The organism is Streptomyces sp. GESEQ-35, assembly GCF_017948485.1.
Lineage (GTDB): Bacteria > Actinomycetota > Actinomycetes > Streptomycetales > Streptomycetaceae > Streptomyces.
On record NZ_JAFFSX010000006.1, the window covers coordinates 309957 to 334598 of the forward strand.

22 protein-coding genes and 1 pseudogene are annotated in these 24642 nt (G+C 71.6%); 17 read left to right on the forward strand and 6 right to left on the reverse strand.

Annotated elements, in window-relative coordinates; all coding sequences use genetic code 11:
• Positions 1 to 66 precede the first annotated feature (66 nt).
• Together KCH87_RS15040 and KCH87_RS15045 are read left to right on the forward strand one after the other, a co-directional pair.
• Entirely contained in the window at positions 67 to 633 is a 567-nt protein-coding gene (locus KCH87_RS15040; RefSeq protein WP_210586568.1) for a helix-turn-helix domain-containing protein, read from the forward strand.
• Positions 630 to 1349: a helical backbone metal receptor gene (locus KCH87_RS15045; RefSeq protein WP_210586569.1), complete on the forward strand. Its 720-nt coding sequence runs from the start codon at positions 630 to 632 to the stop codon at positions 1347 to 1349. The genes KCH87_RS15040 and KCH87_RS15045 overlap by 4 nt, the downstream gene beginning before the upstream one ends.
• Here KCH87_RS15045 and KCH87_RS15050 read toward each other — a convergent pair.
• Positions 1276 to 2442, reverse strand: coding sequence for a TDT family transporter (locus tag KCH87_RS15050; RefSeq protein WP_210586570.1), 1167 nt, complete (start codon positions 2440 to 2442; stop codon positions 1276 to 1278). The two genes, KCH87_RS15045 and KCH87_RS15050, sit on opposite strands and share 74 nt — an antisense overlap.
• Before the next feature lie 70 nt (positions 2443 to 2512).
• Here KCH87_RS15050 and KCH87_RS15055 point away from each other — a divergent pair, with 70 nt between their 5' ends.
• The gene (locus KCH87_RS15055) at positions 2513 to 3439 is read left to right on the forward strand and encodes a LysR family transcriptional regulator (protein ID WP_210586571.1); all 927 of its coding nucleotides are present in this window, start codon (positions 2513 to 2515) and stop codon (positions 3437 to 3439) included.
• Between the two features lie 131 nt (positions 3440 to 3570).
• Here the strand turns inward: KCH87_RS15055 and KCH87_RS15060 are convergent, their stop codons facing one another.
• Together KCH87_RS15060 and KCH87_RS15065 are read right to left on the reverse strand one after the other, a co-directional pair.
• Positions 3571 to 4254 carry a gamma-glutamyl-gamma-aminobutyrate hydrolase family protein gene (locus KCH87_RS15060; RefSeq protein ID WP_210586572.1) on the reverse strand — a complete coding sequence of 228 codons (684 nt, stop codon included), beginning with the start codon at positions 4252 to 4254 and terminating at the stop codon, positions 3571 to 3573.
• Positions 4255 to 4329: 75 nt separating this feature from the next.
• Positions 4330 to 5091, reverse strand: coding sequence for a FadR/GntR family transcriptional regulator (locus KCH87_RS15065; protein ID WP_210586573.1), 762 nt, complete (start codon positions 5089 to 5091; stop codon positions 4330 to 4332).
• 114 nt (positions 5092 to 5205) lie between these two features.
• On the opposite strand from KCH87_RS15065, the gene KCH87_RS15070 reads away from it, so the two are divergent.
• The 3 genes from KCH87_RS15070 to KCH87_RS15080 are packed head-to-tail and all read left to right on the forward strand — an operon-like array spanning position 5206 to position 8725.
• A complete protein-coding gene (locus tag KCH87_RS15070) occupies positions 5206 to 6570 on the forward strand; it encodes a glutamine synthetase family protein (RefSeq protein WP_210586574.1) in 1365 nt (454 codons plus the stop codon).
• A gap of 8 nt (positions 6571 to 6578) precedes the next feature.
• Entirely contained in the window at positions 6579 to 7946 is a 1368-nt protein-coding gene (locus KCH87_RS15075; RefSeq protein WP_210586575.1) for an aldehyde dehydrogenase, read from the forward strand.
• Positions 7943 to 8725, forward strand: coding sequence for a 3-oxoacyl-ACP reductase (locus KCH87_RS15080; protein WP_210586576.1), 783 nt, complete (start codon positions 7943 to 7945; stop codon positions 8723 to 8725). Before KCH87_RS15075 ends, KCH87_RS15080 begins: the two co-directional genes overlap by 4 nt.
• 9 nt (positions 8726 to 8734) lie before the next feature.
• Here KCH87_RS15080 and KCH87_RS15085 read toward each other — a convergent pair whose 3' ends face one another.
• Positions 8735 to 9937, reverse strand: a complete 1203-nt coding sequence (locus tag KCH87_RS15085) for an amino acid deaminase/aldolase (RefSeq protein WP_210586577.1) — start codon at positions 9935 to 9937, stop codon at positions 8735 to 8737.
• Positions 9938 to 11159: 1222 nt separating this feature from the next.
• Here KCH87_RS15085 and KCH87_RS15090 point away from each other — a divergent pair.
• Both KCH87_RS15090 and mycP read left to right on the forward strand, forming a co-directional pair.
• On the forward strand, positions 11160 to 12098 hold the full coding sequence (locus KCH87_RS15090) for a hypothetical protein (RefSeq protein WP_247196212.1): 939 nt from the start codon (positions 11160 to 11162) through the stop codon (positions 12096 to 12098).
• Entirely contained in the window at positions 12095 to 13264 is a 1170-nt protein-coding gene (gene mycP / locus KCH87_RS15095; RefSeq protein WP_210586578.1) for a type VII secretion-associated serine protease mycosin, read from the forward strand. The genes KCH87_RS15090 and mycP overlap by 4 nt, the downstream gene beginning before the upstream one ends.
• Here the strand turns inward: mycP and KCH87_RS15100 are convergent.
• Positions 13261 to 14259: a serine hydrolase gene (locus KCH87_RS15100; protein ID WP_210586579.1), complete on the reverse strand. Its 999-nt coding sequence runs from the start codon at positions 14257 to 14259 to the stop codon at positions 13261 to 13263. The two genes, mycP and KCH87_RS15100, sit on opposite strands and share 4 nt — an antisense overlap.
• A 148-nt stretch (positions 14260 to 14407) precedes the next feature.
• On the opposite strand from KCH87_RS15100, the gene KCH87_RS15105 reads away from it, so the two are divergent.
• Positions 14408 to 15139 (forward strand): SseB family protein, encoded by a 732-nt coding sequence (locus tag KCH87_RS15105; RefSeq protein ID WP_210586580.1) that lies wholly within the window; start codon positions 14408 to 14410, stop codon positions 15137 to 15139.
• 1 nt (position 15140) lies between these two features.
• Here KCH87_RS15105 and KCH87_RS15110 read toward each other — a convergent pair whose 3' ends face one another.
• A complete protein-coding gene (locus KCH87_RS15110) occupies positions 15141 to 15497 on the reverse strand; it encodes a DUF1844 domain-containing protein (protein ID WP_210586581.1) in 357 nt (118 codons plus the stop codon).
• A gap of 337 nt (positions 15498 to 15834) precedes the next feature.
• Here KCH87_RS15110 and infC point away from each other — a divergent pair.
• From infC to KCH87_RS15150, 8 genes and pseudogenes are all read left to right on the forward strand, one after another.
• Positions 15835 to 16525: pseudogene (gene infC / locus KCH87_RS15115) on the forward strand (translation initiation factor IF-3).
• Positions 16526 to 16637: 112 nt separating this feature from the next.
• Positions 16638 to 16832, forward strand: a complete 195-nt coding sequence (rpmI, locus tag KCH87_RS15120) for a 50S ribosomal protein L35 (RefSeq protein ID WP_003947156.1) — start codon at positions 16638 to 16640, stop codon at positions 16830 to 16832.
• A gap of 97 nt (positions 16833 to 16929) precedes the next feature.
• A complete protein-coding gene (gene rplT, locus KCH87_RS15125) occupies positions 16930 to 17313 on the forward strand; it encodes a 50S ribosomal protein L20 (RefSeq protein ID WP_067429306.1) in 384 nt (127 codons plus the stop codon).
• A gap of 103 nt (positions 17314 to 17416) precedes the next feature.
• Positions 17417 to 18265, forward strand: coding sequence for an RNA methyltransferase (locus tag KCH87_RS15130; RefSeq protein ID WP_210586582.1), 849 nt, complete (start codon positions 17417 to 17419; stop codon positions 18263 to 18265).
• 50 nt (positions 18266 to 18315) lie between these two features.
• Entirely contained in the window at positions 18316 to 19455 is a 1140-nt protein-coding gene (locus KCH87_RS15135) for an ATP-binding protein (RefSeq protein WP_210586583.1), read from the forward strand.
• 163 nt (positions 19456 to 19618) lie between these two features.
• Positions 19619 to 20740 (forward strand): phenylalanine--tRNA ligase subunit alpha, encoded by a 1122-nt coding sequence (pheS, locus tag KCH87_RS15140; RefSeq protein WP_210586584.1) that lies wholly within the window; start codon positions 19619 to 19621, stop codon positions 20738 to 20740.
• Positions 20740 to 23250 carry a phenylalanine--tRNA ligase subunit beta gene (gene pheT / locus KCH87_RS15145; protein ID WP_210586585.1) on the forward strand — a complete coding sequence of 837 codons (2511 nt, stop codon included), beginning with the start codon at positions 20740 to 20742 and terminating at the stop codon, positions 23248 to 23250. Before pheS ends, pheT begins: the two co-directional genes overlap by 1 nt.
• A 215-nt stretch (positions 23251 to 23465) precedes the next feature.
• Positions 23466 to 24536: a PP2C family protein-serine/threonine phosphatase gene (locus KCH87_RS15150; RefSeq protein ID WP_210586586.1), complete on the forward strand. Its 1071-nt coding sequence runs from the start codon at positions 23466 to 23468 to the stop codon at positions 24534 to 24536.
• Positions 24537 to 24642 lie beyond the last annotated feature (106 nt).

Here is a 24642-nt window from a genome sequence, read left to right on the forward strand (position 1 = left end):
GTGCGCCCGGACGGCGGTGCACGGGCCGCGGACCGACGAGCCAGCGCGAAGGAGGGAGTCGGAGCGATGGGCGACCACAAAGAACAACCGCTTCGCGTGGGTGCTGCCGTACGGCGGCGGCGCCGGGCGCTGGAACTCACCCTCGCCGTCGTGGCCGAACGCAGCGGTCTGTCGGTCCCGTTCCTGAGCCAGGTCGAGAACGACCGCGCGCGCCCCAGCACAAGCTCCCTGGAGAAGGTGGCCGACGCCCTGCGCACCACCGCCGTCGAACTCCTCGCCGCCGCCGACCCGGCATGCAGCGTCGACGTGGTTCGCGCCGACGGCGATCCGGGGCCGGAACCCCATGTGCGTTCCCTGGTGCGGGGTCACCACCAGATGCACGCCTCGGAGTTCACCGGCGACCATGACGCACGCCGTGAATTCCAGTACCGCAACGACCAGTTGATGTACGTGGCCGACGGAGTGGTGGAGATCGAGGCGGAGGGCCGCGCCTACCGCCTGGGCCGCGGCGACACCCTGTACCTCACCGGCGGCGTGCGTCACCGCTGGCGTGCGACCGAGCCGGACACGCGGGTGGTCGTCGTCGCGGTGGCCGAGCACATCGAGGCGGTCCGGGACCGGCCGCACCGGTGAGGATCGTCTCCCTGGTGCCCTCGCTCACCGAGGCGGTGGCCGAGACACTGCCGGGCACCCTCGTCGGCGCCACCGACTGGTGCACGCATCCGGCGGACCTGGACGTGACCCGCGTCGGCGGCACCAAGAACCCGGCGATCGGCCGGATCACCGCCCTGCGTCCCGACCTGGTCCTCGCCAACGAGGAGGAGAACCAGGCACCGGACCTGCAAGCCCTGCGCTCGAAGGGGATCGCGGTCCTGGTCACCGAGGTGCGGAGCGTGCCGCAGGCCTTCCGGGAACTGGACCGGATGCTGACCGCTTGCGGAGCGAAGAGCCGGCCCCGCTGGCTGGACGAGGCGGAGACGGTCTGGTCGACGCTCCCGGTCCCGCAAGCCCGCACGACGGCGGTCGTCCCCATCTGGCGCCGCCCCTGGATGGTCCTGGGCCGGGACACCTTCGCGGGCGACGTCCTGTCCCGCCTGGGCGTGGAGAACCTGTACGCGGCCCACTCCGAGCGCTACCCCCGCATCCCGGTGGCCGAACTGTGCGCGGCGGCGCCCGACTTGGTGGTGCTCCCGGACGAGCCGTACCGCTTCACGGCCGACGACGGTCCGGAGGCCTTCCCGGACCTGCCCTGCGCGCTGGTCGGCGGCCGCCACCTCACCTGGTACGGGCCGTCGCTGACCGAGGCGCCACGAGCGCTGGCCGAGGCCCTGCGAGCAGCTCACCGCTGACGAGGCCGCGCACTGTATGCAGGGCGGCGGTGCCCCAGGCGACGACCAGGACGACGTACAAGCCGATCGCGAGCCACTCGAAGGCGACCAGCCCGGTGTGCCGCGCCAGCGACTCGCTACCGGTGACGCAGGTACCGACCGGAAAGGTGAACGCCCACCAGGTCATGGAGAACCTCATCCCGTCCCGCCGGGCGCGCACCACATGGGCGGTGGCGAACACGAACCACAGCAGCGCGAAGCCCATGACCGGCACGCCGTACAGAACGGCGAGGATCCCGAACCCGTCGCTGTACGCGGCGGGCACGACGCCGGGCGCGACATCCGCGAAGTTGCCCACGGCGGTGGTGGACTGTCCGAGCGGTCCCAGGACGAGGAAGAGCGTGGGTGTGAGGGCGAGCGGCAGCGGCCCTCCGGTGATCAGCCGGCCGAAGATCATCGGAAGCATGAGCAGCGTCGCGAGGAGACTGAGCCCGAACATCGCGAAGCAGCCGAGCAGCAGCGTCTCCTGAGCCTGTCCCGGCGGCAGATGCGGCACGAGGAGCGGCCCGAGCGCGGCGGACACCATGGGGGCGACGACAGGCAGCAGCCACACGGGCGTCGCCTGGTGCGGCTCCACCCGATGCCGTACGGCCATGAGGTACGGAACGGCGACGGCGGCCGCGAGCCCGACGACCGTACCGGCGGTGAACAGCACGGCGTCGAGGGCGACGGCCGCGTCCGTCCCGATCCAGTCCCGTCCCACGGTGAGGGCACCGCCGCCGACGGCCAGCAGGGCCATGGCGAGGCAGCCGTAGAAGGGGGCGATGGCCGGGTCGAGGAGATGGGCGCGGGCCTGGTCGCGGTGATGGGCCCAGTGGAGCGCCCGGGCGCAGAGCAGCACCAGGAGAAGCCCGAGGGAGAGCGCCCACACCGTGACGCAGAGGGTGCGCAGGCCGGGGATGCCGGACAGGGGAGCGGGCAGGGCGGCGCCGGCGGTGGCGACGATGGCGGTGCCCATGACGGAGGCGTACCAATTCGGTCCGAGGTGACGGACGGCCGTGGCGCGCGGAAGCCGTGCGGTGGCACGGGGGAGGGGCTGGGCTGCGGTGACCATGTCTCCACGGTGCCGTCGCGGAACACCGCCGACCAGGGGGTACGTTTCTATCAGGGCATAAGCTGTATTTATGAGCAGCGCCACGGAAGACACGCACCGTCCACCGGCCCTCCTCGCCCACCGGGTGCCGGACCTGGGAGCCCTGGAGCTGCTGCTGGCGGTGGCACGGCTCGGCAGCCTGGGTGGGGCGGCCCGTGAACTGGGCATCACCCAGCCCGCGGCGAGCAGCCGGATCCGCTCGATGGAACGCCAGCTGGGCGTGGCCCTGGTGGACCGCTCGCCACGCGGCTCCCGGCTGACGGACGCGGGCGCGCTGGTGACGGACTGGGCGCGCAGGATCGTGGAGGCGGCGGAGGCCTTCGACGCGGGCGCGCAGGCCCTGCGGGACCGAAGGGACTCCCGCCTCAGGGTGGCGGCCAGCATGACGATCGCCGAATACCTGCTGCCGGGCTGGCTGCTGGCCCTGCGCGCCGGGCGCCCGGACACAGCGGTGTCTCTCCAGGCGGGCAACTCCGCGGCGGTCGCGGAACGGCTGCTCTCGGACGAGGCGGACCTGGGCTTCGTGGAGGGCCTGACCGTACCGACAGGCCTCGACTCGGTCGTCATCGCCCACGACCACCTGATAGTCGTCACGGCTCCCGACCACCCCTGGGCCCGCCGCCGACGCCCCCTCGCAGCGGACGAACTCGCCGCCACCCCGCTGATCCTCCGCGAGGAGGGCTCAGGAACCCGCCAGGTCCTGGACGCGGCCCTGGGCGGCCTGGCCCGCCCCCTGATCGAACTCTCCTCGACCACGGCGGTAAAGGCGGCGGCGGTAAGCGGCGCGGGCCCGGCGGTGCTCAGCGAGCTGGCCGTGGGCGAGGAACTGTCGATGCGGAGATTGGTGAGCGTCCCGGTGGCGGAGGTCTCCCTGGCGAGGGATCTCCGGGCGGTCTGGCCGACGGGCCACAGACCGACGGGCCCGGCGAGGGAGCTGCTGTCACTGACGCGGGGATGATCCAGCCCGGTCGCGGAAAGTCAGCCCCTGCCGCACAATTTCAGCCCCTCCGGCGTTTGAGGAGCGGGGGTCCGGGGGCGGAGCCCCTGGGATGGGACGGGTAAGGGCGGCGGGGGCGAAAACCCCACCGTTCACCCAGCCGCCCGCACCAACGCCTCCACCACCCGCAGATCCTCCCCCATCTCCGGATGCCACTGCACCCCCAACACCCAGTCCGCGGAAGGAAGTTCCACCGCCTCCACGGTCCCGTCCACCGCGTACGCCGACACCACAAGCCCCGCCCCGAGCCGATCCACGGCCTGATGGTGATACGTCGGTACGACCGTCTCCTCCGGGGCGACACCGGCATACAGCGTCCCCGGCACGGGCTTGACGGCATGCTGCCCGAAGACCCCCACCACCTCGGCATGCCCGCCGACGTGCTGCACGAGCGTGCCCCCGAGGGCGACGTTCAGCAGCTGCATGCCCCGACAGATGCCCAGCAAGGGAACGTGCGCGGCCAGCGCGGCGTCGATCAGCGCGAGCTCCCAGGCGTCCCGCTCCCGCGCCGGCGGCCCGGTCCGGGCGTCGCGCTCGGCGCCGTACCGGACCGGCTCCACATCGGGCCCGCCCGCGATCACCAGACCGTCGAGCCGCGCCATGGCCGCGGCAGCGCGCGAAGGCTCGTCCGGCGGGAGCATCGCGGCCAGCCCGCCCGCCGCCTGCACGAGCCGCGGATACCCGGCCGGCAGCAGCGCGGCCGCCAGCTCCCAGACGCCCCAGCGCGCCCCGGCCTCCAGATACGTACTGATGCCGATCAACGGCCTGCCGGTCATACGTCCTCCCGCTCCCGCCAATGGATCGCGCTCACACCATTGCCGTAACCACCCGGGAACGGCAAGCCCGCACCCTCAGGTCAGGAACCCCCGCAACAAGGCCGCCGTGCCCCCGCAGTGCTCCCGCATCATTTCCCGCGCCCCGTCCGCGTCCCCGTCCAGCACCGCCTCGACGATCGCGATGTGCTGCCGCTGTGAGTGCTCCAGGTTGCGGACGAGGAGCGGGATGCAGTCCAGCAGGTCGTTCACGGTCGCCCGGACCGCCGCGTACTGCGCGGTCAGCGACGGTGACCCGCACAGTTCGGCGAGGGTGAGGTGGAGCAGCGTGTCCAGCCGGCGGTAGTCGGACAGCGGCGCGTCCTGCGTGTGGGCGAGCGCCTCGCGGAGCCGGGCGGCCTGCTCGTCGGTCAGACCGTGCGCGGCGCACAGGCCGGCCGCGCCCACCTCCAGCACCTCCCGGAAGCGCAGCATGTCCTCGATGTCGACCTCGGCGACCCGCCGCCGCAGCTCGTCCTCGCCGCCACCGTCCTTGCGGGGCAGCACGAAGGTCCCGCCGTACCGTCCCCGGCGCGACTCGACGAGCCCCTGGTCCTGGAGCACCTTGAGCACCTCGCGCAGCGTGACCCGGCTGATGCCGAGCCGCTCCGCCAGCTCCCGCTCGGCGGGCAGCCGCTCCCCGCCGGGCACCAGGCCGAGGCGGACGACCTGGAGGATCTGCTCCAGCGCCTCCTCGAAGCCGTTGCCCGCACGCACCGGCCGCAGCACCGGGGTCAGCCGGTCCGCCGCTGTGCTGTCAGTGCTGCTGGTGCTGTTGGTGCTGTCAGGATCGACCGACATCTGGACGTGCCCCCTTCCCAAGCAATGGTTCTCGGCAATACCTTATGGCTCTCGACCTTATGGCTCTCGGCCTGGGCGAAACCAGCGCGCAGCAGCCCGAAGGAGGCCCTTCCCGTGGCAGACCGCACACCCCCGCTCGGCGTCGAGGAGCTGCACGCCCTCGTCGCGGGCGGTGAGATCGACACTGTCGTCCTGGCCTTCCCCGATATGCAAGGGCGGCTCCAGGGCAAGCGGTTCGCCGCCCGGTTCTTCCTCGACGAGGTTCTCCACCACGGCACCGAGGGCTGCAACTACCTCCTGGCCGTCGACACCGAGATGAACACCGTCGACGGCTATGCGATGTCGTCCTGGGACCGCGGCTACGGCGACTTCGCCATGCACCCCGACCTGAGCACGCTGCGCAGGGTCCCCTGGAACGAGGGCACGGCCATGCTCGTCGCCGACCTCGCTTGGACCGACGGCTCACCGGTCGTCGCCGCCCCGCGCCAGATCCTGCGCCGCCAGCTGGAGCGGCTCGGCGAACTCGGCCTCACCGCCCAGGTGGGCACGGAGCTGGAGTTCATCGTCTTCAAGGACACCTACGAGCAGGCCTGGGACGCGGGCTACCAGGGGCTGACGCCGGCGAACCAGTACAACATCGACTACTCCGTCCTCGGCACCGGCCGCATCGAGCCCCTGCTGCGCCGCATCCGGAACGAGATGGCGGCCGCCGGCCTGACCGTCGAGTCCGCCAAGGGCGAGTGCAACCCCGGCCAGCACGAGATCGTGTTCCGCTACGACGAGGCACTCGTCACCTGCGACCAGCACGCCATCTACAAGACCGGCGCCAAGGAGATCGCCTCCCAGGAGGGCGTCTCCCTGACCTTCATGGCCAAGTACAACGAGCGCGAGGGCAACTCCTGCCACATCCACCTCTCGCTCACCGACACCGCCGGCAACAACGTCATGCCCGGGGACGGGCCGGGCGGCATGTCCGAGATGATGCGCCACTTCCTCGCCGGACAGCTGGCCGCGCTGCGGGACTTCTCGCTCCTGTACGCCCCCAACATCAACTCCTACAAGCGGTTCCAGCCGGGCTCCTTCGCCCCGACCGCCGTCGCCTGGGGCCACGACAACCGCACCTGCGCACTCCGGATCGTCGGCCACGGCCGCTCCCTGCGCTTCGAGAACCGGCTGCCCGGCGGCGACGTCAACCCGCACCTCGCGGTGGCCGGGCTGGTGGCGGCCGGGCTGTACGGCGTCGAGCACAAGCTGGAGCTCCCCGATCCCTGCCCCGGCAACGCCTACACCGCCGAGTACGAGCACGTCCCGACCACCCTGCGCGAGGCCGCCGAGCTCTGGGAGAACAGCGCCATCGCCAAGGCCGCCTTCGGCGACGAGGTCGTCGCGCACTACCGCAACATGGCGCGCGTCGAACTGGACACCTTCGACGCCGCAGTCACCGACTGGGAGCTGCGCCGCTCCTTCGAACGCATGTGAGGCCCTTCGTGTCCGACCAGCTCCAAGTGCTCAATCCGGCCACCGAAGAGGTCGTGGCCACCGTCCCCGCCGCCGACGCGGCCGAGGTGGACCGCGCCGTCGGCCGTGCGATCGCCGCCCAGCGGTCCTGGGCGGCCGTCGCCCCCGCCGACCGGGCCCGGCTGCTGCGCCGCTTCGCCGACGTCGTCGACACCCACGTCGAGGAGTTGGCCCAGCTGGAGGTCCGCGAGGCGGGCCACGTCCTCGGCAACGCCCGCTGGGAGGCCGGCAACGCCCGCGATCTGCTGCTGTACGCGGCCGGCGGCGTCGAACGCCTCCTCGGCAAGCAGATCCCCGTACCGGGCGGCTGGGACGTCACCTTCCAGGAACCCCTCGGCGTGGTCGGTGTCATCGCACCCTGGAACTTCCCGATGCCCATCGCCGCCTGGGGCTCTTTCCCCGCCCTCGCCGCCGGCAACGCGGTCGTGCTCAAGCCGGCCGAGACCACCCCGCTCACCGCGCTCCGCCTGGCCGAACTCGCCCTGGAGGCAGGCCTGCCGGAGCACCTGTTCCAGGTCGTCCCCGGCTACGGCCACATCGCGGGCCGCGCCCTGGTCGACCACCCCGACGTGGCGAAGATCGTGTTCACCGGCTCCACCCGCACCGGCCGCGAGGTCATGGAGCGCTGCGCCCGCCTGGTCAAGCCGGTCACCCTCGAACTCGGCGGCAAGAGCCCCAACATCGTCTTCGCCGACGCCGACCTGTCGGCCGCCGTCGACCCCTTCTCGTTCCTGGACAACTCCGGCCAGGACTGCTGTGCCCGCACCCGGATCCTGGTCCAGGAGCCGGTGTACGACGAGGTCCGCGAACTGCTCGCCGACGCACTGGCCGCCGTGGTGGTGGGCGACCCCGCCGACGAGAAGACCCAGATGGGCCCGCTGATCAGCCGTCAACAACTGGACCGCGTACGGTCGTTCGTCCCCGAGGACGCCCCGGCCCTGCGCGGCGACGCACCCGACGGGCCCGGCTTCTGGTTCCCGCCGACCGTCCTCACCGGCGAGCGGCACGACTCCGCCGCGGCCCGCGAGGAGATCTTCGGCCCGGTCGCAGTCCTGCTGCCCTTCACCGACGAGGCGGACGCGATCCGGCTCGCCAACGACACCCCGTACGGCCTCGCGGGCTCCCTCTGGACCCGCGACCTGGGTCGCGCCCTGCGCGTCTCGGGGGCCGTCCGCATCGGCAACCTGTCCGTCAACTCCCACTCGGCCGTCCGCTATTGGACCCCCTTCGGCGGCTTCAAGCAGTCCGGCGTCGGCCGCGAGCTGGGCCCGGACGCCCTGGCCGCCTTCACCGAAACCAAGAACGTCTTCATCAGCACGGAGGGCCCCGCACAGTGACCGAACAGATTGTCTGCCGTCGCCTCGTCGGCCGCACGGCCGTCATCACCGGCGCCGGCAGCGGCATCGGCCTCGCCACCGCCCGCCGGCTCGCCTCCGAGGGCGCGCACGTCGTCTGCGGCGACGTCGACGAGCAGGGCGGCAAGGCGGCCGCCGAAGAGGTCGGCGGGATCTTCGTGAAGGTCGACGTCACCGACCCGGAGCAGGTCGAGACGCTGTTCAGGACGGCGTACGACACCTACGGCAGCGTCGACATCGCCTTCAACAACGCGGGCATCTCGCCGCCCGACGACGACTCCATCCTGGAGACCGGCCTGGAGGCCTGGAAGCGCGTCCAGGAGGTCAACCTCACCTCGGTCTACCTGTGCTGCAAGGCCGCCATCCCGTACATGCGGCGCCAGGGCAAGGGGTCGATCATCAACACGGCGTCCTTCGTGGCGAGGATGGGCGCGGCGACGTCCCAGATCTCGTACACGGCCTCCAAGGGTGGCGTCCTGGCCATGTCCCGCGAGTTGGGCGTGCAGTTCGCACGGGAGGGCATCCGCGTGAACGCGCTCTGCCCCGGGCCGGTCAACACCCCGCTCCTCCAAGAGCTGTTCGCCAAGGACCCGGAGCGGGCGGCACGCCGGCTCGTCCACATCCCCGTCGGCCGTTTCGCTCAGGCCGAGGAGATCGCCGCCGCCGTCGCCTTCCTGGCCAGCGACGACTCCTCCTTCGTGAACGCCACCGACTTCCTCGTCGACGGCGGGATCTCAGGGGCGTACGTCACGCCCCTGTAGCCCACGCGCCTACAGGAACGTCTGACCTTCACCCCGGTACGTCGGGACGGTCGCCGTCACCGTGTCGCCCTCGATCAGGTGCAGCACGTCGAACCGCTCGCACAGCTCACCGGCCTTGGCGTGCCGGAACCACACCTTGTCGCCGATCAGCAGATCGTCGGCGGGCGGCCCCAGCAGCGGCGTCTGCACCTCACCGGCCCCTTCCTGCGGGTCGTAGCGCAGCCCCTGCGGCAGATACGGCACGGGCGAGCGGTCGGCCCCGGCGGCACCGGACGCCGGGTAGCCGCCGCCGAGGACGGTCACCACGCCCACGCCCGGCCGGCGCACCACCGGCTGGGCGAACAGCGCGGCCGGACGCCCCCTGAAGGAGGTGTAGTTGTCGAACAGCCGCGGCACATACAGTCCCGACCCGGCCGCGATCTCCGTGACGGCGTCCTCGGCGGCGGTGTGCTGCACACTGCCGGTGCCGCCGCCGTTGACGTACTCCAGATCGGGTACGACGGCCCGGACCGCCCGCACCACCTCGGCCCGCCGCTCGGCGAGTTCCCGGCGGGCGGTGGTCTGCATCAGCCGGACGGCACGGGAGCGCAGCGGCCGCCCCGCGAGCGCGTCGCCGACTCCGGCGATGTGCCCCTCGTAGGCCATGATCCCCACGAGCTTGAAGCCGGGCCGACGGGCCACCGTGCGGGCCATGTCGGCGACTTGGGCGGGGGAGTGCAGGGGGGAGCGCCGCGCCCCGATCCGTACGCGCCCGCCGAGCAGCTTCAGGGACGTGTCCAACTCCAGGCAGACGCGCACGACTTCGCTCCCACCGCCCCGGGACGCGTCGATGAGTTCGAGCTGTGCCGGGTCGTCGACCATCACGGTCACGGCCGCGGCAAGCTTGGGATCACCGGCCAGTTCGGCGAATCCGGAACGGTCGGCCGACGGATAGGCGAGCAGAATGTCGTCGAACCCCGATCGCGCCAGCCACAGGGACTCGGCGAGGGTGAAGGACATGATGCCCGCGAAGCCGTCCCGGGCGAGGACACGTTCGAGCAGGGCCCGGCAGCGCACGGACTTGCTGGCGACGCGGATCGGCTTCCCGGCGGCCCGGCGGACCAGATCGTCCGCGTTTGTGTCGAAGGCGTCCAGGTCCACGATCGCGAGAGGAGCGTCGAGATGAGCGGTGGCCCGGTCGTAACGGGCCCGGTCGGCGGCGCGCGCAGTCATGAACGAAGCCTGCCAGACTGGATTACCGCAGGGTAGGGGGACGTTCCGGGCAGATGCCCCGGCGTCGTGGACTGGTTCCCGTTCGACCGGGGGCAACCCGTAGAGTTACGCGCACGCACGCAGGAACGACTCCGGCCGGCGCAAGGCCCGGGCACAACGAAACGGGGGGTGCATGAGCACGGAAGCCAGGCGCGCGCCCGTCCCCCCACGCCCGACGACGCCGCCGACGGTTCCGGAGGAGTACGACGAGACGGGGACCGTTGGACAGGCGCCCACTGAGCAGCCGGTGAACGGTACGTCGGATTCCGGTGCGGGATCGGATACGTCATCCAACGGATCCCCGACGCCGGACGTGCCGTCACAGGGCAAGGGCACTCGGCGGACCGCGCCCGGCGCACAGGATGAGCGCGGTGCATCCGCCTCCCCCGACACCCGGCCCGGCTTCCCTGGCCGACGCGGCCCGTCCTCCCTGGACACCGCCGACACCGCTCCGCCCCCGCCGATCGCCTCGGCGCGCTTCCCGGACACCCCGCCGCCGGCCGCTCACGCGACAGGGGCCGACACCGCCGCACCGCCACGGCCAGGACGGCAGCCGTCGACACCGCCGCGCCGCCCGGACGCCCCCGAGCCCTCACACCGCCCGGACGCCGCGACGCCCTCCGAGCCCGCACACCGTCCGGGCGTACCGCCCACGCCCGCCGAGGAGTTGAGGCGCCCCGCCGTCCCCCCGGCACCCGCCGAAACCCCGCGGCACCCCCTCGCACAACCGCTGCCGCCCGAGGCCCCGCGCCGCCCCACCGCACAACCGTTGCCGACCGAGACCCCGCGGCGCTCCGTCCGACGCTCGGCGCCTGCCGAGGCCGCGCAGGGTCCGGGCGTACCTCCGGCTCCTGCCGAGTCGTTGAGGCGTCCTGTCTCACCCCCGGCGCCTGCCGAGGGCCCGCAGCGTCCGGTCGGTCCGTCGGCGTCCGGTGAGACCCTGTGGCGGCCCGCCTCACCTTCGGTGCCTGCCGAGACCGCGCAGGGTCCGGGCGTACCTCCGGCTCCCGCCGAGTCGTTGAGGCGCCCTGTCTCACCCCCGGCGCCTGCCGAGGGCCCGCGGCGTTCGGGCGTCCCACCCGTACCTGCCGGGACCCCGCGGCGTCCGGTCTCGCCTCCGGCGCCTGCCGAGAGCCCGCGGCGTCCCGTCGTACCGCCCGCAGTCGGCGAGACCGTCTCCGAGATGACCACCAGGCTGCGTCCGATTCCGGCGGACCCGGTGTCTCCGCAGGCTGAGGTGCGGACGGGGCCTGATCCCACGTACTCCTGGGGTGCCCCCGTGGCGCCGGGCGGGGCGGGGCGGCCGTTCGTGTCGTTGGGGGAGCCCGAGGGGTACGACGACCGGGCGCGGCCGCGTCCGCTGGGGAACCGGGTGCGGAACCGGACCGTCATGGCGGCAGCCTGTCTCGTACTCGGGCTCGGGCTCATCGGCGGTGCGGTGACCGGGAGTTGGCTCATCCCCGAGGCGGGAGCGGGCAGCGAGAGCAGCGTCTTCGCCACGGCCGGGAGCCTCTGGCACAGCGTGCCGGTCGACCAGCTGTTCCCGCCCGCTGTCGAAGGCCAGGGGGCGGGACCCGGCGGCGCCGACCGCACCTGGACCCGCATCGCCGTCGCCCCGGACAGCGGCTGCGATGATGCCTTCGACCCGCTGCTGCGCAAGGCCCTTGCCCCCGTCGGCTGCCAGCGCCTGCTGCGCGCCACCTACACGGACTCCACGCAGAGCTACGTCACCACCGTCGGCCTGCTCTTCGCCAAGGGGGACTCCGCCGCCATGGCCTCCCTGCGCACCCGCTTCAAGAACGAGGGCCTGGCCGGCCGTACCGACCTGATGCCCCGCCCGTACGCCGCGAAGGACACCGTCGCCGCCGGCTTCGGCAGCGAGCAGCGTGCCTCGTGGACCGTCTCCGTCCTCACCGACGCCCCTGTCGTCGTCTACGCCGTCTCCGGCTGGGCCGACGGCCGCACCGTCGACGAACCGCAACCCGCCGCCGAGGCCATGAAGTCCGGCGCCACCACGGCCCTCGCCCAGGCAGGCCTGGGCCACGAGGCGAAGGGCCTCGCCGACCGCATCGAACGGGCGTTGCGCAAGACCGTCGACTCGGCCACGGAGCAGCCGTCATGACCGCCACCCGCCGGATCGGCCTGCTCAGCGTCATGCTGGCCGCCTCCGTCGCCCTCGTCCCGCCCACCGTCGCGCACGCCGACGGCATACGCGCCAAGCAGTGGGCTCTCGAGGCCATGCACACCGAAGAGGCCTGGCAGACCACCAAGGGCCGGGGCATCACCGTCGCCGTCCTGGACACCGGCGTCGAGTCCGACCACCCCGACCTCGCCGGCAACGTCCTCGACGGCAAGGACATGGTGGGTTTCGGCGCCGGACAGGGCGACCGCGCCTGGGCCCGTCACGGCACCGCCATGGCGGGCATCATCGCCGGTCACGGCCACGGCGTGGGCAATGCCGACGGCGTCATGGGCATCGCCCCCGAAGCCAAGATCCTCCCCGTCCGCGTGATCCTCGAAGAGGGCGACTCCGCCCGCGGCAAGGCCCGCAACACCCGCGGCAACGCCCTCGCCGAAGGCATCCGCTGGGCCGCCGACCACGGCGCCGACGTCATCAACATGTCCCTCGGCGACGACTCCAAGTCCGCCCACCCCGAACCCGCCGAGGACGAGGCCGTCCAGTACGCCCTGAAGAAGGGCTCCGTCGTCGTCGCCTCGGCCGGCAACGGCGGCGAGAAGGGCGACCACATCTCCTACCCGGCCGCCTACCCGGGCGTGATCGCCGCGACCGCCGTCGACCGCTTCGGCACCCGCGCCTCCTTCTCCACCCGCCGCTGGTACGCCACGGTCAGCGCCCCCGGCGTCGACGTCGTCATCGCCGACCCCGACCACAAGTACTACGAAGGATGGGGTACGAGTGCCGCCGCGGCCTTCGTCTCCGGAGCCGTCGCCCTCGTCAAGGCAGCCCACCCGGGCCTGACCCCGGCCCAGATCAAGAAGCTCCTGGAGGACACCGCCCGGAACGCCCCGGCGGGCGGCCGTGACGACTCCCGCGGCTACGGCCTCATCGACCCCGCCGCAGCCATCAAAGCCGCCGGCCGCCTCGAACCGGAGGCCCTGCGCGCGGCGGCCTACGGCGACAAGTACTTCGGCTCCGGCCCCGACGCCGCCGGGGACGACGACTCCACATCGAGCTGGGCCGCCCCGCTGGCGGGCAGCATCGGCGGCGTCCTGCTGGTCGTCGCGGTCGTCGTCTGGCGCGGACGCCGCGGGGAGTACGAGAACTAGGAGGCGGACGCGGAGGCCGGTACGGACGCCGTCGAGCCCTCCCCGGCGAACACCGAGACCGCCGCCCGCGCCGCCGCCTCGACCAGTGAAATCCCCTTCGCCTGCGTCGAGTTGCCGTCGGACAGCACCGCCACCAGACAGTCGTGACCGTCGACGGTGACCCGCCCGATGCTGTTGATGTCCCACAGCCCGGTGGCGCTGCGCGGCAGCCAGCCGTTCTTCAGCGCCCACGCCGAGCCGTCGGCCGCGGCCGACACACCCCACTGCTGCCCGGCGGCTATCTGCCCCATCAACCCCTTCAGATACGACCGCGAGGCCTCACTCAGCTCCGAGTCCTCCCCGAACACCTGCTGGAGCAGGACGAGTTGATCGGCCGCCGTGGTCTGGGTCAGCCCCCACAGCATGCCGTCACCGCCCTCGGTACCGGTGAGCCCGAGGCGCCGGTTCGCGGCGTCGAGCCCGTCCGCCTGCCCGATCGTCCGCCACAGCGCCGATGCGGAGGTGTTGTCGCTGTTCTCGATCATCGCGGTGGCGTACGACTTCTCCGTCACGGTGAGCGCACGTCCCGCGTCCTGCGCCTGGAGCAGCAGCGCCGCCAGGATGTCGACCTTCACGATGCTCGCCGTGTCGAACGTGCCGTCCCCGTAGGCGGCGCTCTCACCGGACTCCAGGTCCAGCACCGCCACCGACACCTCGGCACCGTCCTCGACGGTCACCGACCCCATCCCCGCCGCCAGCAGCTCGTCGTGGTCCACCACCGGCCGCGCCACCGTTTCCACCGATGCCTCCCCGCTCGCCGAAGCCGACGGCGATGCGGAGACCGACGGCGATGCGGAGACCGACGATACGGCCCCCGCGGTGGAGTGCGCCTGCGCCTTCACATACACGGTCCCCGCCGCCGTAGCGCCCAGAGCGACGACGGCAGCGAGCGCGGTGTACACCGGGATCCGGCGGCGAAGCCGATCACTGCGTCGAGCGGCCTTGGGAGACTCCATATCGGAATCGTCGGACCTGTGACTGTGCTGTCCGTTAGACGGAGGTTAGATCTGTGTCAGGGATGCCTGAGAAAGTACTGAAAGCGTGACGCCCAGGTTTCCGGGGCCGCACAACCGCAGCAGCATCCCCCCGATAGGGTCGGTGACCGTGGCGAACAAGAACATTCCCGACTCCGGCTTCTCCGACGACGACGGCTCCGCCGACCCCCGGCTGAGCGCGGCGCTCGCCGCCTGGGCGGAGGACCGCACCGCCGTGGGTCCGGTGCTTCAGGCTCTGAAGGGCGCCCGGCTTCTCGTGCCTGTCGTGGCCGTGCTCGGCGAGGTCGAGGAAGACGAGAACGGGTTGCGCCACGAGAAGACGAGCGACATGGCCGTACCGACCCTGAAGGCCGGCGACCGCACCGCCCTGCCCGCCTTCACCTCCACCGACTCGCTGGCCCGCTGGGACCCCGAGGCCCGCCCCGTCGCCGTACCCCTGCACCAGGCACTCCAGGCGGCGGCGCACGAGAAGGCGGACACGATCGTGCTGGACCTGGCCGGACCGGTGCCGTACGAGCTGACCGGCGCCGCGCTGCTGGCGCTGGCCGAGGGCCGCGCGACGGACGATCCGCTCGCCGACCCCGCCGTGACCGGCGCCGTACGCGCCGCCGTGGCCGCCGAGCCCGCCGTCCTGCGCGCCTACCTCGGCCCCGGACAGGCGGACGGCACCCTCGCCCTCGTCCTCGACCCCGACGCGACCCCGGGCCCCGCCGCCCGCACGCTCGCCGAGCGACTGGCCGCCGACGAAACACTGAGGGCCCGCCTGGTGCACGGCCTCGACCTGGCACTGCTGCCGACCGGGACGACGCCACCGGGCGAGCCCTTGTACGTACGGGGATGAACTAACCGTAGATCGGGCCGGTGTACTTCTCGCCCGGGCCCTGGCCCGGCTCGTCCGGGACGAGGGACGCCTCGCGGAAGGCGAGCTGGAGGGACTTGAGGCCGTCGCGCAGGGGGGCCGCGTGGAAGGAGCTGATCTCGGTGGTGCTCGCGTCGAGCAGACCGGCGAGGGCGGCGACCAGCTTGCGGGCCTCGTCCAGGTCCTTGTGCTTGTCACCCTCCTCCGTCAGACCGAGCTTCACCGCGGCGGCGCTCATCAGGTTCACGGCGACCGTCACGATCACCTCGACCGCGGGGACCTCGGCGATGTCACGGGTCATGGCGTCGAAGTCGGGCGTCTCAGGAGGGGTGTCACTCATGCCGGACACGATAGGCCCCGATGCACGCCGGTTCGCACCACCCCCGGGTTGCTGCTAACCTTGTGTAACGACCGGCCGGACACAGCTATGTGCTCGGCCCACAAGTGGAGGCTCCGATCTCCCACCTGACCGTCCTCCGGGACGGCGGGTCACCCGGGTCAGGCGGCCACCATCGTTCCGTACGGACGATGGAGTCGCCCGAAATTGCGCCCCGCGTCATCGCGGCGGTGCTCCGGCAGTGTTTGGAGCCCCGCATGTGATCGTCCGGGGCATTTTTGATGCTTCGGCGCGGTTAGGTCTAACGAAAGAGACATACGCGGCTGTCCGCCAGACCGCCGTGTGGTGCTAACCGAGGAGGATCCATCAGCGCCGAGCCCCGCATCAACGACCGGATTCGCGTTCCCGAGGTGCGACTTGTCGGTCCCAGTGGCGAGCAGGTGGGCATTGTCCCGCTGGCCAAGGCCCTGGAGCTTGCGCAGGAGTACGACCTGGACCTGGTCGAGGTCGCGGCGAACGCCCGTCCGCCCGTGTGCAAGCTCATGGACTACGGGAAGTTCAAGTACGAGTCGGCCATGAAGGCCCGTGAGGCGCGCAAGAACCAGGCGCACACGGTCATCAAGGAGATGAAGCTCCGGCCGAAGATCGACCCGCACGACTATGACACCAAGAAGGGTCACGTCGTTCGGTTCCTCAAGCAGGGCGACAAGGTCAAGATCACGATCATGTTCCGTGGCCGTGAGCAGTCCCGCCCCGAGCTGGGCTACCGACTGCTTCAGCGTCTCGCGGAGGACGTCCAGGACCTCGGCTTCGTGGAGTCGAACCCGAAGCAGGACGGCCGAAACATGATCATGGTTCTCGGTCCGCACAAGAAGAAGACCGAGGCGATGGCCGAGGCTCGCCAGGCGCAGGAGGCCCGCAAGGCCGAAGCGAAGGCCAACCCCGGCAAGTCGCAGAACGCCGCGGAGACCGACCACGACGACCACGACGTGGACGCCGAGGCTCCGGCCGAGGCTTCTGCCGACGCGTGATCCCGGGGGACACACCAGTCCCCAGGATGTAACCGATACAAGAGCGACGCTCCACCGTGCCCGGTTTCACGACCGGGCACCGGAGCGCCACCGACGAGGAGATAACGGCGCTATGCCGAAGAACAAGTCGCACAGCGGTGCCAGCAAGCGCTTCAAGATCACCGGCTCCGGCAAGGTGCTCCGTGAGCGCGCCGGCAAGCGCCACCTGCTCGAGCACAAGTCGTCCCGACTGACGCGTCGCCTCACCGGCAACGCCGAGATGGCCCCGGGCGACGCCAAGAAGATCAAGAAGCTTCTCGGCAAGTGACGTCCGGGCGCCACTGAGCGTCGTACGTCTGGACCGGGACCCAATCGATTCCGGGCCGTGTGAGTCCCACCACGGCCCCGCTACAAGGAGTTAACAAGTGGCACGCGTCAAGCGGGCAGTCAACGCCCACAAGAAGCGCCGGGCGATCCTCGAGCAGGCCTCCGGCTACCGCGGTCAGCGTTCGCGCCTGTACCGCAAGGCCAAGGAGCAGGTCACCCACTCGCTGGTCTACAACTACAACGACCGCAAGAAGCGCAAGGGTGACTTCCGTCGGCTGTGGATCCAGCGCATCAACGCCGCTGCCCGCGCCAACGGCATCACGTACAACCGCTTCATCCAGGGTCTGAACGCCGCGAACATCGAGGTCGACCGCAAGATCCTCGCCGAGCTCGCCGTCAACGACGCCACTGCGTTCGCCGCGCTCGTCGAGGTCGCCCAGAAGGCGCTGCCGGCGGACGTCAACGCGCCGAAGGCCGCGTGACGCTGGCGCCGGCTCTGAGCCGACGTAACTGAACGGACCCGTGGGCCTGTGCCTGCGGGTCCGTTGCTGTGTGAGCACCGGTCTCTTTGTGAAGGTGAGTTGCATGTCCCCCGTCGCCCCCGAGCTGATCTCCTCCCGCTCGCCCCGGGTCTCCGCCGCGCGGCGCCTCGCCAAGCGGAACTTCCGGGGCAAGGAGCAGCTGTTTCTGGCGGAGGGGCCGCAGGCCGTACGGGAAGCGGGGGTACGGCCGGACACCCTCGTCGAGTTGTTCGCCACCGTCGAGGCCGCCGAGCGGTACGCCGACATCATCGGGCGGGCCCGGGACACCGGCGCGCGGGTGCACCTCGCCGCCGAGCAGGTCATCGCCGACATCTCGACCACCGTCACGCCCCAGGGGCTCGTCGGTGTCTGCCGGTTCCTGGACACGCCGTTCGAGGAGATCCTCGCCGCCCGGCCCAAGCTGGTCGCCGTGCTCGCCCATGTCCGCGACCCCGGCAACGCCGGCACGGTGCTGCGGTGCGCCGACGCCGCCGGTGCCGACGCCGTCGTACTGACCGATGCGTCCGTCGATCTGTACAACCCCAAGGCCGTGCGCGCCTCCGTGGGCTCGCTGTTCCATCTGCCCGTCGCCGTCGGCGTCCCCGTGGAGCGGGCCGTGGCGGGGCTCAAGGACGCCGGCGTGCGGATTCTCGCCGCCGACGGGGCCGGGACCGACGATCTGGACGACGAGCTGGACAAGGGCACCATGGGCGGGCCGACCGCCTGGGTGTTCGGCAACGAGGCCTGGGGGCTCCCGGAAGAGACCCGCGCACTCGCGGACGCCGTGGTGCGCGTTCCGATCCATGGGAAGGCCGAGAGCCTGAACCTCGCGACCGCGGCCGCCGTATGTCTCTATGCAACCGCCCGTGCACAGCGCGCCTCCGGAGGGTGCCGCTCCGTCACTGCGAGCTAGTAGGGTGACCGGCTCGGGGCCCTGCGCCGTCTGAGAGGTGGGGTACGGGGATGAGCATCGGCACCAGCAGCGCACCGGAAGCACGGGATGTGGGGCGACCGCCCGCGTCCCGGCCGTCCGGTGATCTCGCCGGGCTCGGCATCGACCCCGATCAGCTGCCCGACGGCCTCGTCGTCGCCGATGAGCACGGCCGGGTCATCTGCTTCAACGCCGCCGCCGAGCGCATCACCGCCGTCCCCGCCGCCGACGCCCTCGGCCGACTGCTGGAGAAGGCCCTGCCGTTGGAGGACCTGGAAGGCAGGCGCTGGTGGCAGCTGACCGATCCGTACGGCGGGCTCGCCATCAGGGTCGGGCAGCCCGAGCGGAACCTGCTGCTGCCCGGCGGACGTGAAGTCCTCGTCTCCGCCCGGTACGTCCGTACCGAACCCACCGGGCCCGTCCACCGCGTCGTCGTCTCCCTCCGCGACACCGAGGCCCGCCGCCGCACCGAGCGCAGCCACGCCGAACTGATCGCCACCGTCGCCCACGAGCTGCGCTCCCCCCTCACCTCCGTCAAAGGCTTCACCGCCACCCTCCTCGCCAAGTGGGAACGGTTCACCGACGACCAGAAGCGGCTGATGCTGGAGACCGTCGACGCCGACGCCGACCGCGTCACCCGCCTCATCGCCGAACTCCTCGACATCTCCCGCATCGACTCCGGGCGGCTGGAACTGCGCCGCCAGCCCGTCGACATCGGCGCCGCCGTCGGCCGGCACATCCAGGCGTACGTCGCCGCAGGGCTGCCGGCCGACCGGTTCCTGCTGCGCATCGAGCAGCCGCTGCCCGACCTGTGGGCCGACCCCGACAAGGTCGACCAGGTGCTGAGCAACCTGCTGGAAAATGCGGTGCGGCACGGCGAGGGAACCGTCACGATTGACGTCACGCCCTCGGTGTCCCCGCGTGAGAGGGAGGATGCCGACACGTCGGTCACCGTGAGCGACGAGGGGCAAGGCATCCCGGAGGAGTCCATGAACCGCGTCTTCACCCGCTTCTGGCGGGGCAGCAAGCGCGGTGGCACCGGCCTCGGGCTCTACATCGTCAAGGGCATCGTCGAGGCCCACGGCGGCACCATCACGGTCGGCCGCGCGCCCGGCGGCGGCGCCGAGTTCCGATTTACGTTGCCCGTGAGCACTCCGGCCTACCTGACCTGAGCGGCCCGCGGGCGCATTCGCGTACCTCAACCCCGTTAGACTCGGCCTTTGGCACCTTTGTGTCCCAAAAACCGTGACGAACTGTCCACGAGTCGGTACGGGACCTTCAGCCTGGGGGCACCTCCCAGCGGTAGCTGGGGGACAATCGGAAGCACGGGAAGAGATGTCGGCACCGAATAAGTCGTACGACCCTGTCGAGGTCGAGGCGTTGAAACCGGAAGAGATCGAGCGCATGCGGGACGAGGCGCTCGCCGCCTTCGCCGCCGCGGACTCCCTCGACGCACTCCAGGAGGCCAAGGTCGCCCACGCCGGCGGCAGCTCCGCGCTGGCCCTCGCCAACCGCGAGATCGGCGCCCTGCCCCCGCACGCCAAGGCCGAGGCCGGCAAGCGTGTGGGTCAGGCCCGCGGCGCGGTGAACAAGGCCCTGGCCACCCGCCAGGCCGAGCTGGAGGCCGAGCGTGACGCCCGGGTGCTGGTCGAGGAGGCGGTGGACGTCACACTGCCCTACGACCGTGTACCGGAAGGCGCCCGCCATCCCCTGACCACGCTTTCGGAGCGCATCGAGGACGTCTTCGTGGCCATGGGCTACGAGGTCGCCGAGGGCCCGCAGGTCGAGGCCGAGTGGTTCAACTTCGACGCGCTCAACATCGGCCCGGACCACCCGGCCCGCGGCGAGGCGGACACCTTCTTCATCGAGGGGCCGGACGGCTCCGCCGACTCCGGCGTCGTGCTGCGCACCCACACCTCGCCCGTGCAGATCCGCTCGCTGCTCGACCGTGAGCTGCCGGTCTATGTGATCTGCCCCGGTCGCGTGTACCGCACGGACGAGCTGGACGCCACCCACACCCCGGTCTTCCACCAGGTCGAGCTGCTCGCGGTCGACGAGGGCCTCACCATGGCGGACCTCAAGGGCACCCTGGACCACATGGTCCAGTCCCTGTTCGGCGCGGGCATGAAGACGCGGCTGCGGCCGAACTTCTTCCCGTTCACCGAGCCGTCCGCCGAGATGGACATGGTGTGCTACGTCTGCCGCGGCGAGTCCGTCGGCAACCCCGACCGCCCCTGCCGCACCTGCTCCTCCGAGGGCTGGATCGAGCTGGGCGGCTGCGGCATGGTCAACCCGCGGGTGCTCACCGCCTGCGGCGTCGACCCGGAGAAGTACAGCGGCTTCGCCTTCGGGTTCGGCATCGAGCGGATGCTGATGTTCCGCCACAACGTCGAGGACATGCGAGACATGGTCGAGGGTGACGTCCGGTTCACCCGGCCGTTCGGGATGGAGATCTGATGCGGGTCCCGCTTTCCTGGCTGCGGGAGTACGTCGACCTGCCGGAGACGCAGACCGGCCGTGACGTGCAGGCCAAGCTCATTTCGGCCGGTCTGGAGGTCGAGACCGTCGAGCCGCTCGGCGCCGACCTCAAGGGCCCCCTGGTCGTCGGCCGGGTGCTGACCATCGAGGAGCTGGAGGGCTTCAAGAAGCCGATCCGCTTCTGCACGGTCGACGTCGGGCAGGCCAACGGCACGGGCGAGCCGCAGGAGATCGTCTGCGGCGCCCGCAACTTCGCCGTCGGCGACAAGGTCGTCGTGGTGCTCCCCGGCGCCACCTTGCCGGGCGGCTTCTCGATCTCCGCGCGCAAGACGTACGGCAAGACGTCCCACGGCATGATCTGCTCCAGTGACGAGCTGGGCATGGGCGACGACGGCGCGCACGGCATCATCGTGCTGCCGCCGGAGGCCGAGATCGGCAAGGACGCCATCGAGCTCCTGGAGCTGGTCGACGAAGTCCTGGACATCGCCGTCACCGCCAACCGCGGCGACTGTCTGTCCATCCGTGGCGTCGCCCGCGAGACCGCCATCGCCTACGGCCTCCCGCTGAGCGACCCGGCCCTCCTCGACGTCCCGGGCCCGAACGCCTTCGGCTACCCGGTGCAGGTCTCCGACCCCGCCGGCTGCGACCGCTTCACCGCGCGCACCGTCACCGGTCTGAGCCCCGAGGCGCGCTCCCCGATCTGGCTCCAGCGCCGGCTCCAGAAGGTCGGCATGCGCCCGATCTCGCTCGCCGTCGACGTCACCAACTACGTGATGATGGAGCTCGGCCAGCCACTGCACGCCTACGACCGTTCCCTCGTCCAGGGCACGATCGGGGTCCGTCGGGCCGCCGAGGACGAGAAGATCGTCACCCTCGACGGCGTCGAGCGGAAGCTGCACGCCGAGGACCTGGTGATCACCGACGACCGTGGCCCGATCGGCCTCGCCGGTGTCATGGGCGGCGCGAACACGGAGATCGCCGACCACACCGAGTCCGAGGGCACGACCGACGTGGTCATCGAGGCCGCCCACTTCGACGCGGTCTCCATCGCGCGGACGGCCCGGCGCCACAAGCTGTCCTCCGAGGCGTCCCGTCGCTTCGAGCGCGGTGTCGACCCGCAGGCCGCGGCGGCCGCCGCCCAGCGCACGGTCGACCTGCTGGTGCTGCTCGCGGGCGGCACCGCCGAGGCCGGCGTCACCGAGGTCATCGCCCCGTCGGCGCCGCACACGATCACCGTCCCGGCCGACCACCCGGACAAGGTCGCGGGTGTCGACTACGGCCGGGAGACCGTCGTACGACGGCTGCAACAGGTCGGCTGTGATGTGTACGGGCAGGACGAGCTGCTCGTCACCGTGCCGTCCTGGCGGCCCGACCTGCTGGAGCAGAACGACCTGGCCGAAGAGGTCATCCGCCTGGAGGGCTACGAGAACCTGCCCTCCACGCTGCCCAGGCCGCTGTCCGGCCGCGGTCTGACCCACCGGCAGCGGCTGCACCGCCGCGTCGGCCGGGCGCTGGCCGGTGCCGGGTACGTCGAGGCGCCGAACCACCCCTTCATCGGCGAGCAGGTCTTCGATCAGCTCGGCCTGGACGCGGACGACCCCGCCCGCCGTGTGGTGAAGCTGGTCAACCCGCTCAACGACGAGGAGCCCGCGCTCCGTACGTCGCTGCTGCCGGGTCTGCTGGGTGCCCTGCGGCGCAATGACGGCCGGGGCTCGCACGATCTCGCCCTGTTCGAGACCGGGTTGGTCTTCCAGCCGCGCGAGGAGCAGCAGGCCGCCGTCCATCTGCCGGTCGACCGGCGTCCCACCGACGAGGAGATCGCCGCGCTGAACGCCGTGCTGCCCGTACAGCCGCGGCATGTCGCCGTCGTCCTCGCGGGCGCGCGCGAACAGGCCGGCTGGTGGGGCGCGGGCCGTCCGGCCGGGTGGGCCGACGCGGTGCAGGCGGGGCGCGTCGCCGCGCGGGAAGCCGGGGCCGAGCTGATCGTCCGCGGCGGCCAGTACGGGCCGTGGCACCCGGGCCGTTGCGCCGAGTTCGTGGTCGCAGTCGACGGCACGGAGACGGTCGTCGGCCATGCGGGCGAGTTGCACCCGCGTGTGCTCAAGGCTCTGGGCCTGCCGGCGCGTACCTGTGCGATGGAGCTGGATCTGGACGCCCTGGAGCAAGCCGGCGACGGCACGCCCCAGGCGCCGAGCATCTCCACGTTCCCGGTGGCCACGCAGGATGTCGCCCTGGTCGTCGACAAGTTCGTGCCGCACGCCGACGTGGAGGCCGCGTTGCGTGAGGGGGCGGGTGAACTCCTCGAAGCGATCCGGTTGTTCGACGTGTACGAGAACGACGAGCAGCTCGGGGACGGGAAGAAGTCGCTGGCGTACGCGTTGCGGTTCCGTGCGGTTGATCGGACGTTGACCGTTGATGAGGCGTCTGCCGCTCGGGATGCGGCGGTTGCCCTTGCGGGTGAGCGGACCGGGGCTGTGCTTCGGGGCTAGTCGCCGTGGGGGACTGGGCGGTCTGCCGGCTGCGGGCTGTCGGTGGTTGATCGCGCAGTTCCCCGCGCCCCTGACGGGGCGCTGCGGTCACCTCACTCGATGGGGTGACGTTTCTGGGTGATCTGGTCCTTCCGGGCCATGCGGTCGGCAGAATCGGACCGGCCTTTCGAGGCCGGTCCGTCTGTGCTGTCAGGGCCTATTGGGGGGCCATCGGCATGAACCGCATCAAGGCTGGGGTTCCCCGCAGGGCGGGGCGCCGGGTGCTCGCACTCGGGTTGCCGACGGTGTGGGGGGCGATAGCGATCACGTACAAGATGGTCTGTCCGCTCGCCCAGCAGAACGGGTGGGAAGCGCGCATCGTCACCAGCGCCGTCTTCTTCGCCGTCGGCACCGGGCTGATCTTCCATGTGCGGCAGGCGCTGCTGCGTGAGCTGCGGCAGGTCCGCCGGGTCGCGGGCGCCGCCCAGAGTGTGCTGCTGCGGCCTCTGCCGCCCCGTATCGACGGGCTGCACGTCGCCGCCGCCCAACTGTCCGCGGACCGCGGTGCGGTCATCGGCGGCGACCTGTACGAGGTCATCGCCACCGAGCACGGCGTACGGGCCGTGATGGGCGACGTACGCGGACACGGTCTCGCCGCCATCGGCACCGTCGCCGCCGTCCTCGGCAGTTTCCGCGAGGCCGTGCACGACGAGCCCGACCTCGGCGGTGTGCTGCGCAGGCTGGACCGGGCGCTGGCCCGGCATCTGCGCGAGCGGGCCGGGTCGGTCCCCGACAGCCCGATCGGCGAGGAGTTCATCACGGTCCTGCTGCTGGAGATCGACCCGGACGGCGAGGTGCACGCCCTCAACTGCGGCCACCCCTGGCCGTACCGAATCTCCGGCACCCACGTGGAACCGCTCGCCCGCGCCGACCCCCTGCCCCCACTGGGCCTGTTCCCGCTCCCGCCCGACCTGCCCGCCGTACGCTGCGGCCAACTGCTCCCGGAGGACGTGCTGTTCCTCTACACGGACGGCGCCGAGGACGCCCGAGACGCTCATGGCCGGTTCTTTCCGCTGGCGACGGTGCTCACAGAGGCGGTGTGCAACGGGGTGACCAACCCACAGTCCATCCTGGGCGCAGTCTTCACCCAACTCCTGCGCCACACAGGGGGCAGAACGGTAGACGATGTGGCCTTACTGGTCCTACGGAATGACCGCACTCACGTGCATTGCAGCTTGCCTTCAGGGGCGCGGGGAACTGCGCGACCAGCCCCCACCTACCGGCAGCCGACAAACAACCTCCAGTGAACGGCGCTTAGTCGCACTGCCAAACCCCCGGCCGGGCCGCCGCACTGTACGAGGGGGAGCCGGCGGCCCGGCCTGCCTCTTGCGAGGCATTTCAGTCAACCGGCCG

Bases quoted from the DNA above. Each gene is read 5' to 3' on its own strand.
- KCH87_RS15040 (WP_210586568.1), top strand. From the start codon at position 67: ATGGGCGACCACAAAGAACAACCGCTTCGCGTGGGTGCTGCCGTACGG.
- KCH87_RS15050 (WP_210586570.1), bottom strand. From the start codon at position 2,442: ATGGTCACCGCAGCCCAGCCCCTCCCCCGTGCCACCGCACGGCTTCCG.
- KCH87_RS15055 (WP_210586571.1), top strand. From the start codon at position 2,513: ATGAGCAGCGCCACGGAAGACACGCACCGTCCACCGGCCCTCCTCGCC.
- KCH87_RS15060 (WP_210586572.1), bottom strand. From the start codon at position 4,254: ATGACCGGCAGGCCGTTGATCGGCATCAGTACGTATCTGGAGGCCGGG.
- KCH87_RS15065 (WP_210586573.1), bottom strand. From the start codon at position 5,091: ATGTCGGTCGATCCTGACAGCACCAACAGCACCAGCAGCACTGACAGC.
- KCH87_RS15085 (WP_210586577.1), bottom strand. From the start codon at position 9,937: ATGACTGCGCGCGCCGCCGACCGGGCCCGTTACGACCGGGCCACCGCT.
- KCH87_RS15090 (WP_247196212.1), top strand. From the start codon at position 11,160: ATGACCACCAGGCTGCGTCCGATTCCGGCGGACCCGGTGTCTCCGCAG.
- mycP (WP_210586578.1), top strand. From the start codon at position 12,095: ATGACCGCCACCCGCCGGATCGGCCTGCTCAGCGTCATGCTGGCCGCC.
- KCH87_RS15100 (WP_210586579.1), bottom strand. From the start codon at position 14,259: ATGGAGTCTCCCAAGGCCGCTCGACGCAGTGATCGGCTTCGCCGCCGG.
- KCH87_RS15110 (WP_210586581.1), bottom strand. From the start codon at position 15,497: ATGAGTGACACCCCTCCTGAGACGCCCGACTTCGACGCCATGACCCGT.
- rpmI (WP_003947156.1), top strand. From the start codon at position 16,638: ATGCCGAAGAACAAGTCGCACAGCGGTGCCAGCAAGCGCTTCAAGATC.
- KCH87_RS15130 (WP_210586582.1), top strand. From the start codon at position 17,417: ATGTCCCCCGTCGCCCCCGAGCTGATCTCCTCCCGCTCGCCCCGGGTC.
- KCH87_RS15135 (WP_210586583.1), top strand. From the start codon at position 18,316: ATGAGCATCGGCACCAGCAGCGCACCGGAAGCACGGGATGTGGGGCGA.
- pheS (WP_210586584.1), top strand. From the start codon at position 19,619: ATGTCGGCACCGAATAAGTCGTACGACCCTGTCGAGGTCGAGGCGTTG.
- pheT (WP_210586585.1), top strand. From the start codon at position 20,740: ATGCGGGTCCCGCTTTCCTGGCTGCGGGAGTACGTCGACCTGCCGGAG.
- KCH87_RS15150 (WP_210586586.1), top strand. From the start codon at position 23,466: ATGAACCGCATCAAGGCTGGGGTTCCCCGCAGGGCGGGGCGCCGGGTG.